The following is a 13,619-nucleotide window of genomic DNA, read 5'->3' on the forward strand; positions in this document are numbered from 1 at the left end:
GCATGCACCATGCCAGCGGAAAAAATGGACACACAAAAGCAGGCCGCGCTGAGGGCAGCAACAAGTCTTCTCATCTAGTTTCAGTCTCCAAAAGGCGCAAAGGCGATGCCTTTGGGGGCGGCATTTCAAGCCGCGCACCCTGCGCTAACGTCGTAATCCTCGTTGATTGCGATCAGGCCCTGACCGCATGTTGCGCTGCAACGAACGCAGATGGAAAAGACATGCCCAATCGGGTGAGGATGTGGCGAAGTGGTAAACTTCTGTTACAAAGCGTAATATTCGAATATACGCAGAGAGCGTCACGCACCCAGTCGCGGCAGCGCGGAAAGCAGCCGATGCAGCGTGTCGATGGTCGAAAAATCGGCGATGCCATCGACCTTTTCCGGCCGGAAATGACGCTGGAAAGCGGCAACGTCGCCTTCCGTTCTTTCCGAATAAATCCCATCGATTTCAGTGCCATAGCCATAGAGCGACAGCATGGTCTGCAGGGCCTCGACCGGCTTGCCGGCATCCCCCCGCTGGAAGAAGCGCCCACCCGCTATGGGAGACGGCTCCACCCAGTGCCCGACGCCCGCCTTGTGCAGGCGGCCCCACGGGAATTTTTCACCCGGATCAACCTTGCGAACGGGGGCCACATCGCTGTGCGCCAGCACCCTTTCGGGGGCAATTCCCCACCTCTCGCCACAATTGAGACACAGTTCGACGACCGCCTGGATCTGCTCTTCGGGGAAATCCGGCAGTCCGCCGGGATGGCCGGGATTGGCGATCTCGATCCCGATCGAGGCAGAATTGATATCGGCCTCACCCTTCCAGAAGCTCTTGCCGGCGTGCCAGGCGCGATCCTTCTCGCGCACGAGCTGCTCGACACGTCCGTCTTCATGCACGAAGTAATGACAGGAAACCTGGCTTTCCGGCGCACAGAGCCATTTCAGCGCGCCGTCCGCCGTTGCCATGCCGGTATAATGCAGGAGGAGGATATCGGGAGAGCGTCCGCCCACCCGCTCGCCGAAATTCGGCGACGGCGCGGGGGTCGCGCCGGAATAGTCACATGTGAATGCGCTCATGCGGCGCAGCGTTCCTTCTCGATCGCCTCATAGGCGGCATTGAGCGCGGCCATGCGGTCGTTCGCGATCTGATGGAATTCGGCCGGCACGCCACGGGCCACCAGCCTGTCAGGATGGTGTTCCGAGGCGAGCACGCGATAGCGCTTGCGGATATCCGCGAAGTCGTCGCTCGGTTTGACACCGAGAACCTTGTAGGGGTCGCGGCCGCTGACATGCACATGGCGCGCGGTAATCTGCTCGAAGCGCTCGTCCACCATGCCGAAAATCTCGGCGACGCGGCCGAGGAACGCCATTTCGTTTTCGTGGATGAGACCATCGGCCTTGGCGATGTGGAACAGGCCATCGACGATATCCTCGAGGATCGGGCAGTTCTTCTCGCAGGAGACGCAGAGCGCCTTCATCTTCTCAGCATAGGCCTCGTAGCCCGCAACGTCCTGCCGCGCGAGATTATAGAGCCGGGCGACATTGGCCGCCTGATTGTCGGGATACTTGAAGATATCCTTGAAGGCATCGACCTCGGCCGTCGTGACGATGCCGTCGGCCTTCGCCATCTTGGCGGAAAGCGCGATCATCGCGACCGAAAAGGCAACCTGCCGGCGTGTTTCCGGGTCACCCTCAAAGAGGGTGCGCACGGCCTCGACCACGCCGGACAGCACATTGCTGGCGGCATCGGAGACCATGCCGACAAGGCGATCCCATACGGCACTGATGAAGCAGCTTGGCGAATTTTGGAACATAAGGTGATTTTGATCAGACAATTGCAGGGAAAGCAAGGCATGGAAAGTCGGATTTCAGCCCTATGCCGAAATTTTGATGCCCCTCAATAGATGGGGCGATGGCATTTCGGATTGCCACGCCATCCCTCCCGCCCGAACCGGGGAATGACTGGTACGAGTTCCGAGTGCTGAAAGCGAACGGAGGAACAAAGAGGTGGAAAACCATCTCGCACCGTCATTTAAATGCCGTATGATTTCCGCTAGAGAGTGCGCGCGTTTCGAGGAATCCCTGAGGAGGAACTATGCCTAAGCAGAAAGTCGCAATGCTGACCGCCGGCGGGCTCGCGCCCTGTCTGTCGTCCGCCGTCGGAGGCCTCATCGAACGCTACAGCGATGTTGCGCCCGATATCGAACTCGTCGCCTATCGCTCCGGCTACCAGGGCCTGCTCCTGGCCGACCGCATCGAGATCACCAGCGACATGCGCGAAAAGGCGCCCCTCCTCCACCGCTACGGCGGCTCGCCGATCGGCAACAGCCGCGTGAAGCTGACCAACGCCGCCGACTGCGTCAAGCGCGGCCTCGTCAAGGAAGGCGAAAACCCGCTGCGCGTCGCGGCCGAGCGGCTCGCCAAGGACGGCATCACCATCCTGCACACGATCGGCGGCGACGACACCAACACGACGGCGGCCGACCTTGCCGCCTATCTCGGCGCCAATGGCTACAATCTCACCGTCGTCGGCCTGCCGAAGACTGTCGACAACGACGTCGTGCCGATCCGCCAGTCGCTCGGCGCCTGGACGGCCGCCGAAGTCGGCGCCGGCTTCTTCGACCATGTCAGCAACGAGCAGAGCGCCGCGCCGAAAACCCTCGTCGTGCATGAGGTGATGGGTCGCCACTGCGGCTGGCTCACCGCCGCCACCGCGCGTGCCTATATCCAGAAGACCGATAGCAACGAATATGTCGACGGCTTCATGATGAACAAGCAGTTGAAGAACATCGACGGCCTCTACCTGCCGGAGCTGGACTTCAACCTGGAGACCGAGGCCGAGCGCCTCAAGGGTGTCATGGAGCGCGCCGGCTTCGTCACCCTCTTCGTTTCGGAGGGCGCCTGCCTCGACGCCATCGTCGCCGAGCGGGAAGCCGCGGGCGAGACCGTCAAGCGCGATGCCTTCGGCCATGTGAAGATCGACACGATCAATGTCGGCAACTGGTTCACCAAGCAGTTCGGCGCACTCCTCGGCGCAGAACGCTCCATGGTACAGAAATCGGGCTACTACGCCCGCTCCGCACCGGCCAACCGCGATGACCTACGCCTCATCCAGAGCATGACCGACCTTGCCGTCGAAAGCGCGCTGAACAAGGTTTCCGGCGTCACCGGCCATGACGAAGGTCAGGGCGGCAAGCTGCGCACCATCGAGTTCCCGCGCATCAAGGGCGGCAAACATTTCGACACCTCGGCAAAATGGTTCGGCGAGGTGATGGATACGATCGGCCAGAAGTGGAAGCCGGCAGCGTAAATCCCGCTTGACGGCAAAAATTTGCAATGGCTTGCTCCCCGGATCGACATCGATCCGGGGAGTTTTTTATGTCCTTCGAACATTGGCTTGCCTTCGCCGCCGCATCCGCCGTGATGCTCGCCATTCCCGGCCCGACGATCCTGCTCGTGATCTCCTATGCGCTCGGCCACGGTCGCAAGACGGCCGGCGCCACGGTCGCCGGTGTGGCGCTCGGCGATTTTACCGCCATGACCGCCTCCATGCTCGGCCTCGGCGCGCTGCTTGCCACCTCGGCGGCAATCTTCACCGTGCTGAAATGGGTGGGGGCCGCCTATCTCATCTGGCTCGGCATCAAGCTCTGGCGCGCGCCCGTCTCGGCTGGGGCGGAAGGCGAAGCGCCCGCGGAGGAAAAGCCTTTCCGCATCTTCGCCCATGCCTATGTGGTAACGGCGCTGAACCCCAAGAGCATCGTCTTCTTCGTCGCCTTCCTGCCGCAGTTCCTCGACCTCTCGCAGCCGGTTCTGCCGCAGATGGTGATCTTCGAAATCACCTTCCTCGTGCTCGCCACGTTGAACGCCTTTTCCTACGCGCTTCTCGCCTCCGCCGCACGCAAAACCATCCGCAAACCCTCGGTTCAGAAGGTCGTCAACCGCACCGGCGGCACGCTTTTGATCGGCGCGGGATTGCTCACCGCCGGCCTCAAGCGGGCGGCGGCGTGACGCATCGGTAAGTCTGCGGGTTGCCGCTTTCGGCCTGATCGGTTATGAGCGGGATACGGCCACGGCCGATTGATTTGCAAAAGCGAGGGCGTTCCGGCGCCCTACCCCCCAGCAAACCGAGAGCGACGACCATGGCTGATACCACCGTTTCCCGTCCGGCACGCATTGCCACGCTTGCCTGCGCCGGCCTTCTTGTGACGCTTGCCGGCTGCGCCAGCGTTGCCGACGACGCAACGACGGCGCGAACGGTGAAGCCGACATCCACGACGACCACGGATCTGGCCGCTGCCGACGGTACGACGACCGAAGTCGCCTATGCCGCTCTGCCGGCCGCGAAGCCCGGCACGGAAAACACCGCACAAGCCCTGCCGACGCCGATCGTCGTCGCAGCGGGCGAGGCCGCCGGTGCGGTTCCGGTCTCGGCCCTTGCCGAAGCCAAGACGATGACGGGCGCTGCGGCAGCGACCGCCGCCCTCGCCGGCAATACAGTCGAGGTGGCGAGCGCCGAAACCGCGGCAACGCAAACCTATGACACCGTGATCGGCGTTTCGGTCATGGAGCCGGGTTTCGACAGCGGTGAGCCCGAGGGCCTCGAACAGCTTGTTGCCACACACAAGATCGTACCGATGGCCAAGCCCGCCGTAATCAGCAACGCGGTTCTGACGACAGAAACGCGCCTGATGGTGCCGCAGGCCGAGCAGCCCTTCAAGAAATCCGGCACGCCGATCGATGCGCTGATCACCAAATATGCAAGCCTCTACGGCATTCCGGAATCGCTGCTGCACCGCGTCGTGAAGCGTGAAAGCACCTACAATCCGCGGGCGTTCAATCGCGGTCACTACGGTCTGATGCAGATCAAGTATTCGACGGCCAAGAGCATGGGCTTCGAAGGCCCGGCTGAAGGCCTGTTCGACGCCGAGACGAACATCAAATATGCTGGCAAGTATCTGCGCGGTGCCTGGATGGTTGCGGACGACAAGAACGACGGCGCCGTGCGCCTCTATGCGGCCGGCTATTATTATCACGCCAAGCGCAAGGGTCTGCTCGACGAGACCGGCCTGCGTTAAGCCGGTCTTCGCCTAAACGCTTTCACCGCGCCGGCTTCAGCCAGAACGACATCGGTTTTTCCGTCTCGCCAGCTTCCCCGATATCCTGCCAGGCAAGCATCGTGCGCAAATCCACGCGGTGCGCATAACCGCGTTTGCTCCAGAATTCGTCAAGCGGCACATAGTCGGCTGGACGGAGCAGGTGATGGCTCGGGCGCTCGACGGCACAGAAAGCGCACCAGTCGAACCGGCCGAGTCGACGCGCATAGGCCTCTCGCTCCTCGAAGAAACGCACGCCGAGCCCCCTGCCCCGATAAGTCGACAGCAGCACGGATTCGCCGAAATAGAAGACGGTTGCCGGATCGATGCCCGCGGTCACGAACGGCACCTTGAAGACATCGGAGGCGTCCGTCATCGGCACACCCGTCGAGGCTCCGACGATCGTCTCGCCGTCGAGCGCCAGCACGAAGAGGCTTTCGGGCGATTGCGCATAGGTCGCGAGATAGGAGGCCTCATAGTCCTCGCTGCCTTCGTAGAGGTACGGAAAGGCGCGGAAGACGGTGGTGCGCAGGCGCGCGAGGTCGGCGATATGCGGCGTCACCGCTTCTCCATGGACAATCTTGATCTGCATGATCCGTGAATGTTCCCAACGGTTTGAACAATGTTATAAGGCGATCGGGTTTGACCCGTGCGATAACGATATGAGGGATGACATGCCAGCAAAAGAGACGATCCGCGCCTATTACGATGCTTTCAACAGGCAGGATATGGAGGCCTTCTTCGATCTCTTGCATGACGATGTCGTCCACGACATCAACCAGGGCGGCCGCCAGGTCGGCAAGGACGCCTTTCGCGACTTCATGGCGCACATGAACCGCAGCTACCGCGAGACGCTGACCGATATCGTCATCATGTCGAGCGAGGACGGCCGGCGCGGTGCTGCTGAATTCGTCGTCAACGGCCAGTATCTGGCGACCGACGAGGGCCTGCCGGAAGCCAACGGCCAGACCTATGTGCTGCCGGCCGGCGCCTTTTTCGAGATCCGCGACGGCAAGGTCGCCCGTATCTCGAACACCTACAATCTCAATGACTGGATCGCTCAGGTCGGCGCCTGAACCGTCGCGTCCTTGGCATCCACGATATCGAGGATGCGCCTGATCAGCGGCTGGGGCTCGTAACCGAGCTTCGATGGCGTCAGCCCCAGCCGGATGACCGCAAGCTTCTTCGAGGGAATGACGGTGGCCGACTGGCCGTCATGCCCGCGTAGCCAGAATGTATCGGCCGGCAGACCATGCTCGGCATCGCTTTTGGCACCCGGTCCCTTGAGCCAGGTCTGCATCTGGCTGTAGGTGCCGGCGGACGCCTTGCTTGGTGTCCCCATGGCCGCGACAAAACCTTCCGGCAGCAGCCGCTCGCCCTTCCACACGCCATCGTTCAAGAGCAGCAGGGAGAACCGCGCCCAGTCGCGCGCCGTCGCATACATGTAGGACGAGCCGACGAAGATGCCGGTCTCGTCCGGCTCCAGCACTGCGCTTGCCATGCCGAGCGGCCCGAACAGCGCCTTCGTCGGAAAGGACAACGCCTGGCTGCGCCCGGAAAGCGCGCTCATCCAGATGCGCGACAAAAGCAGAGCCGTGCCGCTGGAGTAGTTGAACCGCTCGCCGGGATTGGCTTCCGCTGGCAGCGACAGCACGAAGCGCGTCATGTCGGGCTCGAGATAGAGCATGCGCGTCACGTCGGCGACGTCACCGTAGTTCTCGTTGAAGGCAAGCCCGCTTTCCATGGCAAGCAGCTGGCCAAGCGTGATGGTGGAGCGCGCATCGCCCCGCCAATCCGGGAAGAGATTGTTCAACTGCGGCGTGAACGCGCCCGCCTGCATCAGCCGGCCCAGCAGGGCGGCGTTGACCGACTTGGTCATCGACCAGCCGAGAAGCGGCATCGTGGCGTCGAAACCGTCGCCATAGGCTTCCGCGACGATGCGGCCGTCATGCACCACGACGATCGCGCGCATGCCGGGACCGGTCAATTCGGCATCCTCAAGCAGAGCGGCAATCGCCGCATTCATCGCGACACTTTCGCCATCCGGCCAGAGGATCGCAGGATCACCTGCCGGTATCTTCGGCAACCTTACATCCGAGATCGCCTGCCGTGCGGCACGGAAATCGCCATCCGGCACGCTGGAGCAACCGAACCCCTCGTGCCATGCGGCATAACCCGGTGCGAACAGACCGAAGAGATGGGTCGTTACGGTCTTCTCCGTGAAATCGACATCCTGCCGCATCAGTCTCAACAGCGGATGGCCGGGCGCCTGCACGTCCTCGGCAAGAACCTGCCGGGCGTCACGGCCGGACACGAAAACGCTGGAGCAGACGATCTTGGCCGCATAGCCGGAGCCGACGCTGAGCAGTGCGGGCGGCGATACGATGAGCCAGCTCGCCCCCACCACCACGGTGAGGACAAGAAGCGAAAGCATCCAAGCGGCCAGCCTGTAGAATCGTCTCATCGAGGCCCCTCCGTCCAAGCCAGAGACAATCAGGATTTGACTGTCATGAAAAGGCTTTTTGCGCCTCAGGCCGAAAGCCTGTTTTCCGGTTTCTGAAGAAGACGCCGGACATCGCCCGCCCCGACCGGCGCAGAAATCAGGAAACCCTGCGCCTCGGAAGCGCCACGCTGACGGATGAAATCGAGCTGGCCCTCGGTCTCGATCCCCTCCACCGTCGTCGCGACCTGGAAGGTCTGGCCGAGCTTGAGAATGATATCGACAAGCTCCGCGTCACGCTTGGTCTCCATCATCGCCCGCGCGAAGGAGCGGTCGATCTTCAACTGGTCGATGGGGAACGCCCTGAGATTGTTGATCGAGGAGAAGCCGACGCCGAAATCGTCGAGCGCGACGCGCACTCCATAGTCGCGAAGCTCGCACAGGCTTTCGCGGATGACCGTCTCGTCGACGGAAAAGACCGACTCCGTCACCTCGATCGTCAGGCGTCCCGGTGCGAGACCACTCTCGGCGAGGCACTGCTTCACATAGTCGACGAAGGCGCGATCCTTGAACTGATCCCCCACGACATTGACGGCCACGCCCGCCGGCGCCGGCCAATTGGCCGCTTCGCGGCAGGCCTCCCGTACCACCCAGTTGCCGAGCGGCAGGATCAGTCCGGTCTTTTCCGCGACCGGAATGAAGACCGCCGGCATGATCCGTCCCTTTTCGGGATGCTGCCAGCGTAGCAGCGCCTCGAAGGAGCGCACCACACGGCTCTCGACGCCGACGATCGGCTGGTACTCGAGGAAGAATTCATCGGCATCGAGCGCCTTGGCGAGATCGCGTTCGATTTCTGCCCGCGCCAGCACGTCGGCGGCAAGGGCGGCATCGAAGAAGCGGAAGCCGCTGCCATGCGCCTCCTTGGCCTCATAGAGCGCGACATCGGCGCGCTTCAGCAGTTCGGACATCGACGTATCGTCCGCCTCCATGAAGGTGACACCGATGCTGCAGCCACTGGTGACACGGTTGCGCTTCAGCTCGAACGGCTCCTCGAAGAGCGTGCAGATCGTGCGGCAGACATTCTCGATCTTGCCCTCGGACGGATGCCCCGCGATCGTCACCACGAATTCGTCGCCACCGAGCCGGTAGACGCGGGCGACCGTGGAGAGTGCGCGCCGCAGCCGATCGGCAATCGCCTCCAGCAGCGCGTCGCCCGCATCATGGCCAAGACTGTCATTGACGAACTTGAAGCGATCGAGATCGATGAGCAGTAACGCCGGTCGCGCATCCTCATCCTCATCCTCCACCGCAGCCTGGATGTCCCGCTCCAGGCAGAAGCGGTTGCCGAGCCCGGTCAGCCGGTCATGATAGGCATCGTGCGACAACCGCTGTTCCGTCTGCCGCCGCTGGGCAAGCTCTTCGATGAGCTGCGCCTTGGAGCGGCCGATCTGGTAGAAACCGACGCCGAAAAACACCGGCATGAGGGCGAGCGCCGTCGCGGTGGGAGCGGAAAAGCCAAAAAGACTGGCCTGCGTTTCATCACGCAAAAGCTGGTCGGCGGCAAAACACAGGGTTGGAAGGAAAGCTCCGAAAACGGACCCCGTCAGCGCATAACGCTGCTCGATCCTCGGCAACAAGGTTTTCAACATCATGTAACCCTAAACCGTTGTTATCATGACAACAGGGTGCGTGCGAACCGCCATCGGCCCGGTGATGTTTCTAGCCGACAAACAATGACAGAGTGTTAAGCGAAGGTTGGCGTTCACCTGCCAGATTCAGCGGGTCCAAATTTCTTCGGAACACTCGGCGCCTATGTGCGTTGGAACCATGTTGTCATTCGCGTGCGGGGCTTTGCGCGAGTATCGAGTGAAAAGGACCATCACATGAAATCCATCATTTTCGGTGCCGCCGGCATCCTCGTCACCGCCAGCGCGCTGCCGGCTTTCGCGGCTGACATGACCATCGCCGAACCGCCCGTGGAAACGCCCATCGTGGAGGCGGCACCCGGCATTTACGACTGGGGCGGTTTCTATGTCGGTGTGAACACCGGCTATGCCTGGACCGGCGTCAATTCCGACGGCCCGGCGCCGGCCATCGACCAGCGCATCGGCGGTTTCGCGCTCGGCGCCTTCGCCGGCTACAACGTCTTCAACGATGGCTGGGTCTACGGCGTTGAAGCCGATGTCAAACACGACTTCAACAATGATCGCTTCGCTTCCGGCGGCACGACCTACGAGGCGGAGACGAAATGGGGCGGGTCGGTCCGCGCGCGTCTCGGCTATGCCTTCGACCGCACGCTGGTCTATGCGACGGGCGGCTGGGCCTTCACCAATGCCGCACTCGAAAACGTCGATACCGGCGTGAAGGAAAAGGATACGTCCCATGGCTGGACGGTCGGCGCCGGCGTCGAGCAGGCCTTTACCGACACCGTGGCCGGACGCCTTGAATATCGCTACACCGACTATCGCAGCTCCGACATCTTCCAGGCTGCGGGCCGGGACGGCGATCTCGATTCGCATTCCATCATGCTCGGCGTCAGCATGAAATTCTGACCGGCAATCCGGGCGGCGTTCGCGTCGCCCGTTTTAACCGACCGCTAACCGTAATTTTACGAAAATCCGCGATAGGTCGAGGACCTGTCTCGCGCGCTCCCCTTTACGGCCCGCTTCGTTCGAGGCAGGATCGGTAATCGCGCGAACCACGGGACCTCCATGCGTCGGCTCATTCTGGCTTTGCTGCCTCTCGCCCTCCTCGCCACATCGTGCTCCACCACCGATTACGACCTCGTGTCGACGGCATCGGTTCCGCCCCGCTTCGAAGACAAGGATCCGCAGGATTTCGGCGCACGCACGCCGCATCGCCATCAGGTGCACGGCATCGACGTCTCCAAGTGGAACGGCGATATCGACTGGCCTTCGGTGAAGAGCGGCGGCGTCTCCTTCGCCTTCCTGAAGGCGACCGAGGGCACGGACCGCATCGACGCCCGCTTTGGCGAATACTGGCGCGGCGCGCGCGCCGCCGGCTTGGCCCATGCGCCCTATCATTTCTATTATTTCTGCTCGACGGCGGATGCCCAGGCCGACTGGTTCATCGCCAATGTGCCGAAGGAGGCCGTGCAGCTTCCCCCCGTTCTGGACGCCGAATGGAACCCGGACTCGCCCACCTGCACGACCCGCCCGCCGGCGGACGAGGTGCGCACCGCGCTGCAGCGCTTCATGGACCGCCTCGAAAAGCACTACGGCAAACGGCCGATCATCTACACCACGGTCGATTTCCACCGCGACAATCTCGTCGGCCATTTCGAAGGCTATCATTTCTGGCTGCGCTCGGTGGCGAACCATCCGGAAAACATCTATTCGGCGCGCAAATGGGCCTTCTGGCAATATACCTCGACGGGCGTTGTGCCGGGCATTTCGACGAACACGGACATCAACGTCTTTGCTGGCTCCGCCAAGAACTGGAACACGTGGGTCGCCTCGGTCTCCCGCTAGGTCCGTAAACAATTGCGTGAAAAGGGCGACCGCCCGCTGCGGTTGCCCTTTTCTTCTTGCTTCCGTCACATTCATTTGAGACAGCCGGGCAACCAGAGCCCGCCGGACAGAGCTTGCGACGACGGGCACCATCGAAGACAGCAGGGCAACGGACCCTTAGGGAGTATTGAGATGCGGCTGAACCTGAAGACGACACTTGCAGCTGGCCTGACGGCCCTTCTTTTCGCCGGCGCCGCGCACGCCCAGACGGCGACCGCGACGGCACCGGCCTGCGGTGGCGATCTCGACGCATTCCTTCAGGGCGTGAAGGCTGAGGCCCAGACGCTCGGCGTTTCCGCCGAGGTTGCCGACCGCGCGCTCGCCGGTGCGGCTCTCGACCCGAAGGTCTTGTCGCGTGACCGCGCACAGGGCGTCTTCCGCCAGACCTTCCTTGAATTCTCCAAGCGCACGGTCAGCCAGGCCCGCCTCGATATCGGCCGCAAGAAGCTGAAGGAGCTTTCCGGCGTCTTCGGCCGCGCCGAGCAGGAGTTCGGCGTGCCCGGCCCTGTCATCGCCGCCTTCTGGGCCATGGAAACCGACTTCGGCGCCGTGCAGGGCGATTTCATCACCCGCAACGCCCTCGTGACGCTCGCACACGACTGCCGCCGTCCGGAAATCTTTCGCCCGCAGCTTCTCGCGGCCATCGAGATGGTCGGGCACGGCGATCTCGACCCGAACGGTACGACGGGCGCCTGGGCCGGTGAAATCGGCCAGGTGCAGATGCTGCCGCGCGACATCATCGCCTATGGCGTGGATGGCGACGGCGATGGCCACATCGACGTCAAGCGGAGTTCGCCGGATGCGATCCTGACGGCCGCAAAGTTCATCCAGAGCCTCGGCTTCACCAAGGGACAGCCCTGGATCCAGGAAGTCTCGGTTCCCGACACCCTGCCCTTCGAAAAGACCGGCCTGCAGTCTGGCATGAAGGCCGCCGACTGGTTTGCGCTGGGCGTCACGCCGCGCGATGGCGACACCACTTTCGGCAATCTCGAAGCCTCGGTGGTTCTGCCGCAGGGTCGCAATGGCCCGGCCTTCATGACCTATCCGAACTTCAACATCTATCTCGAATGGAACCAGTCGTTCATCTACACGACCTCGGCCGCCTATTTCGCGACCCGCCTTGCCGGCGCTCCGCCCTATGAGCGTGGCACTCCGGAAGAGGGCCTCTCTGAAGAGGCCATGAAACAGTTGCAGACCAGGCTGCAGGGTCTCGGCCACGATGTCGGCAAGATCGACGGCATTCTGGGTTCCGGCACACGCGCGGCCATTCAGAAGGAGCAGCAGCGGCTTGGCCTTCCCGCCGACGGCTGGGCAACGCAAGGCCTGCTTTCCGCCCTTTGACGAAATCGGGTGGCGGTTGCCCGCCCCGGTGCTATGACACCTGACAGACTGAGAGCGGCAGCACGGTCGGACCGGCGGCCGCTCTTCTCGTTGGTGCATGGATTGGGAGGGGAAAGATGGACAATTCGGTGACGGCACCGGCCCGTATGAACGCGCAGACCTGGGGTCTGCTGGCGCTGCTCGGCATGATCTGGGGCGGCTCGTTCTTCTTCGCCCGCGTCGCCGTCGGCCATGTGCCGCCGGCGACGCTCGTGCTGCTGCGGGTCGGCATCGCGGCCCTTGCCCTCCATATCTACATCGCCGGCCGCTTCGGGATCTATGAGACGCTGCGCGCCCGCTGGCGGGAGTTCCTGCTGCTCGGCCTCATCAACAATGCCGTGCCGCATATGCTGATCTTCCTCGGCCAGACGCAGATCGGCGCAGGCCTCGCCTCCATCCTCAACGCGACGACGCCGATCTTCACCGTGCTCATCGCCAACCAGCTGACGTCGGACGAAAAGCTCTCCTCCCAAAAGATCGCCGGCTGCCTTATCGGCCTCGTCGGCACGGCCGTACTGATCGGCCCACGGGCACTCGCCCCCTTTACCGGCGACAGCGGCCCGCCGCTCTGGGCCGTCCTTCTCCCCGTGCTCGCCGCCGTCTCCTACGGGTTCGCCGCGACCTACGGCAAACGTTTCCGCGGCACCGCCCCGCCGGTCATCGCCGCCGGCCAGCTGACGGCCTCCACGCTCCTCATGCTGCCGGTCTCCTTCGCGCTCGATACACCCTGGCAACTCGCGATGCCCCCTCTGCCGGCAATCCTTGCCGTGCTCGCGCTCGCGCTCCTCTCCACCGCCTACGGCTACATCCTGTTCTTCCGCATCATGGCTGCCGCCGGCGCCACCAACACGTCGCTCGTCACGCTGCTCGTGCCGCCAAGCGCCATTCTCGCCGGCATGCTCTTCCTCGGCGAAACGCTGACGCCGCTCGGCATTCTGGGGATGGCACTGGTTCTCTTCGGCCTCGTGGTGCTGGACGGACGCCCCGTCGCACGCCTGCGACGGGGCTAGAGCGAGCCCCGCAAAAACACCCGCGCTGATCTGTCAGGAAACGCGAGAATGGCTTCAACGACTCACGAGCGGGGGAACAAAAAATCATCCTGATCGTTTCGTTAAACTGCCGCGGTTGCGGAGCCGACCTGCACCAGTATGGTAAATGAACAATGTCGGCACACGTCATCTGGTAAGGA

The 13,619-nt window shown here is 62.8% G+C and carries 13 protein-coding genes; 8 read left to right on the forward strand and 5 right to left on the reverse strand.

The window, feature by feature from the left end; genetic code table 11:
- Positions 1-299: 299 nt before the first annotated feature.
- Together MUO32_RS13045 and MUO32_RS13050 are read right to left on the reverse strand one after the other, a co-directional pair.
- Positions 300-1,064 carry an N-acetylmuramoyl-L-alanine amidase gene (locus tag MUO32_RS13045; protein WP_257948732.1) on the reverse strand — a complete coding sequence of 255 codons (765 nt, stop codon included), beginning with the start codon at positions 1,062-1,064 and terminating at the stop codon, positions 300-302.
- Positions 1,061-1,801 (reverse strand): DnaJ family molecular chaperone, encoded by a 741-nt coding sequence (locus MUO32_RS13050; protein WP_257948733.1) that lies wholly within the window; start codon positions 1,799-1,801, stop codon positions 1,061-1,063. The genes MUO32_RS13045 and MUO32_RS13050 overlap by 4 nt, the downstream gene beginning before the upstream one ends.
- 281 nt (positions 1,802-2,082) lie before the next feature.
- On the opposite strand from MUO32_RS13050, the gene MUO32_RS13055 reads away from it, so the two are divergent.
- The 3 genes from MUO32_RS13055 (at position 2,083) to MUO32_RS13065 (ending at position 5,062) form a co-directional block, all read left to right on the forward strand.
- Positions 2,083-3,297, forward strand: coding sequence for a pyrophosphate--fructose-6-phosphate 1-phosphotransferase (locus MUO32_RS13055; protein WP_257948734.1), 1,215 nt, complete (start codon positions 2,083-2,085; stop codon positions 3,295-3,297).
- Between the two features lie 68 nt (positions 3,298-3,365).
- Entirely contained in the window at positions 3,366-3,995 is a 630-nt protein-coding gene (locus MUO32_RS13060) for a LysE family translocator (protein WP_257948736.1), read from the forward strand.
- Between the two features lie 131 nt (positions 3,996-4,126).
- The gene (locus MUO32_RS13065) at positions 4,127-5,062 is read left to right on the forward strand and encodes a lytic transglycosylase domain-containing protein (RefSeq protein ID WP_257948737.1); all 936 of its coding nucleotides are present in this window, start codon (positions 4,127-4,129) and stop codon (positions 5,060-5,062) included.
- Between the two features lie 22 nt (positions 5,063-5,084).
- Here the strand turns inward: MUO32_RS13065 and MUO32_RS13070 are convergent, their stop codons facing one another.
- Positions 5,085-5,672, reverse strand: coding sequence for a GNAT family N-acetyltransferase (locus MUO32_RS13070; RefSeq protein ID WP_257948738.1), 588 nt, complete (start codon positions 5,670-5,672; stop codon positions 5,085-5,087).
- A gap of 82 nt (positions 5,673-5,754) precedes the next feature.
- Here MUO32_RS13070 and MUO32_RS13075 point away from each other — a divergent pair, with 82 nt between their 5' ends.
- Positions 5,755-6,156 carry a ketosteroid isomerase-related protein gene (locus MUO32_RS13075; protein ID WP_257948739.1) on the forward strand — a complete coding sequence of 134 codons (402 nt, stop codon included), beginning with the start codon at positions 5,755-5,757 and terminating at the stop codon, positions 6,154-6,156.
- Here the strand turns inward: MUO32_RS13075 and MUO32_RS13080 are convergent.
- On the reverse strand, positions 6,141-7,544 hold the full coding sequence (locus MUO32_RS13080) for a serine hydrolase (protein WP_257948740.1): 1,404 nt from the start codon (positions 7,542-7,544) through the stop codon (positions 6,141-6,143). The two genes, MUO32_RS13075 and MUO32_RS13080, sit on opposite strands and share 16 nt — an antisense overlap.
- Positions 7,545-7,609: 65 nt before the next feature.
- Positions 7,610-9,169: a bifunctional diguanylate cyclase/phosphodiesterase gene (locus tag MUO32_RS13085; RefSeq protein ID WP_257948741.1), complete on the reverse strand. Its 1,560-nt coding sequence runs from the start codon at positions 9,167-9,169 to the stop codon at positions 7,610-7,612.
- A 234-nt stretch (positions 9,170-9,403) separates the two neighbouring features.
- Here MUO32_RS13085 and MUO32_RS13090 point away from each other — a divergent pair, with 234 nt between their 5' ends.
- From MUO32_RS13090 to MUO32_RS13105, 4 genes are all read left to right on the forward strand, one after another.
- Entirely contained in the window at positions 9,404-10,072 is a 669-nt protein-coding gene (locus MUO32_RS13090) for an outer membrane protein (protein ID WP_257948742.1), read from the forward strand.
- 159 nt (positions 10,073-10,231) lie between these two features.
- Complete coding sequence (locus tag MUO32_RS13095; RefSeq protein WP_257948743.1) at positions 10,232-11,011, forward strand: glycoside hydrolase family 25 protein; 780 nt, start codon at positions 10,232-10,234, stop codon at positions 11,009-11,011.
- A 171-nt stretch (positions 11,012-11,182) separates the two neighbouring features.
- Positions 11,183-12,391, forward strand: a complete 1,209-nt coding sequence (locus MUO32_RS13100) for a lytic murein transglycosylase (protein WP_257948744.1) — start codon at positions 11,183-11,185, stop codon at positions 12,389-12,391.
- Positions 12,392-12,507: 116 nt separating this feature from the next.
- Entirely contained in the window at positions 12,508-13,440 is a 933-nt protein-coding gene (locus MUO32_RS13105) for a DMT family transporter (RefSeq protein ID WP_257948745.1), read from the forward strand.
- The last annotated feature ends 179 nt before the right edge of the window (positions 13,441-13,619 follow it).

Source organism: Shinella sp. CPCC 101442, from assembly GCF_024704725.1.
Classification (GTDB): Bacteria; Pseudomonadota; Alphaproteobacteria; order Rhizobiales; family Rhizobiaceae; genus Shinella.

Excerpts from the sequence above, each read along its gene's own strand:
- MUO32_RS13045 (WP_257948732.1), bottom strand. The coding sequence starts at position 1,064 with ATGAGCGCATTCACATGTGACTATTCCGGCGCGACCCCCGCGCCGTCG.
- MUO32_RS13050 (WP_257948733.1), bottom strand. The coding sequence starts at position 1,801 with ATGTTCCAAAATTCGCCAAGCTGCTTCATCAGTGCCGTATGGGATCGC.
- MUO32_RS13055 (WP_257948734.1), top strand. The coding sequence starts at position 2,083 with ATGCCTAAGCAGAAAGTCGCAATGCTGACCGCCGGCGGGCTCGCGCCC.
- MUO32_RS13060 (WP_257948736.1), top strand. The coding sequence starts at position 3,366 with ATGTCCTTCGAACATTGGCTTGCCTTCGCCGCCGCATCCGCCGTGATG.
- MUO32_RS13065 (WP_257948737.1), top strand. The coding sequence starts at position 4,127 with ATGGCTGATACCACCGTTTCCCGTCCGGCACGCATTGCCACGCTTGCC.
- MUO32_RS13070 (WP_257948738.1), bottom strand. The coding sequence starts at position 5,672 with ATGCAGATCAAGATTGTCCATGGAGAAGCGGTGACGCCGCATATCGCC.
- MUO32_RS13075 (WP_257948739.1), top strand. The coding sequence starts at position 5,755 with ATGCCAGCAAAAGAGACGATCCGCGCCTATTACGATGCTTTCAACAGG.
- MUO32_RS13080 (WP_257948740.1), bottom strand. The coding sequence starts at position 7,544 with ATGAGACGATTCTACAGGCTGGCCGCTTGGATGCTTTCGCTTCTTGTC.
- MUO32_RS13085 (WP_257948741.1), bottom strand. The coding sequence starts at position 9,169 with ATGTTGAAAACCTTGTTGCCGAGGATCGAGCAGCGTTATGCGCTGACG.
- MUO32_RS13090 (WP_257948742.1), top strand. The coding sequence starts at position 9,404 with ATGAAATCCATCATTTTCGGTGCCGCCGGCATCCTCGTCACCGCCAGC.
- MUO32_RS13095 (WP_257948743.1), top strand. The coding sequence starts at position 10,232 with ATGCGTCGGCTCATTCTGGCTTTGCTGCCTCTCGCCCTCCTCGCCACA.
- MUO32_RS13100 (WP_257948744.1), top strand. The coding sequence starts at position 11,183 with ATGCGGCTGAACCTGAAGACGACACTTGCAGCTGGCCTGACGGCCCTT.
- MUO32_RS13105 (WP_257948745.1), top strand. The coding sequence starts at position 12,508 with ATGGACAATTCGGTGACGGCACCGGCCCGTATGAACGCGCAGACCTGG.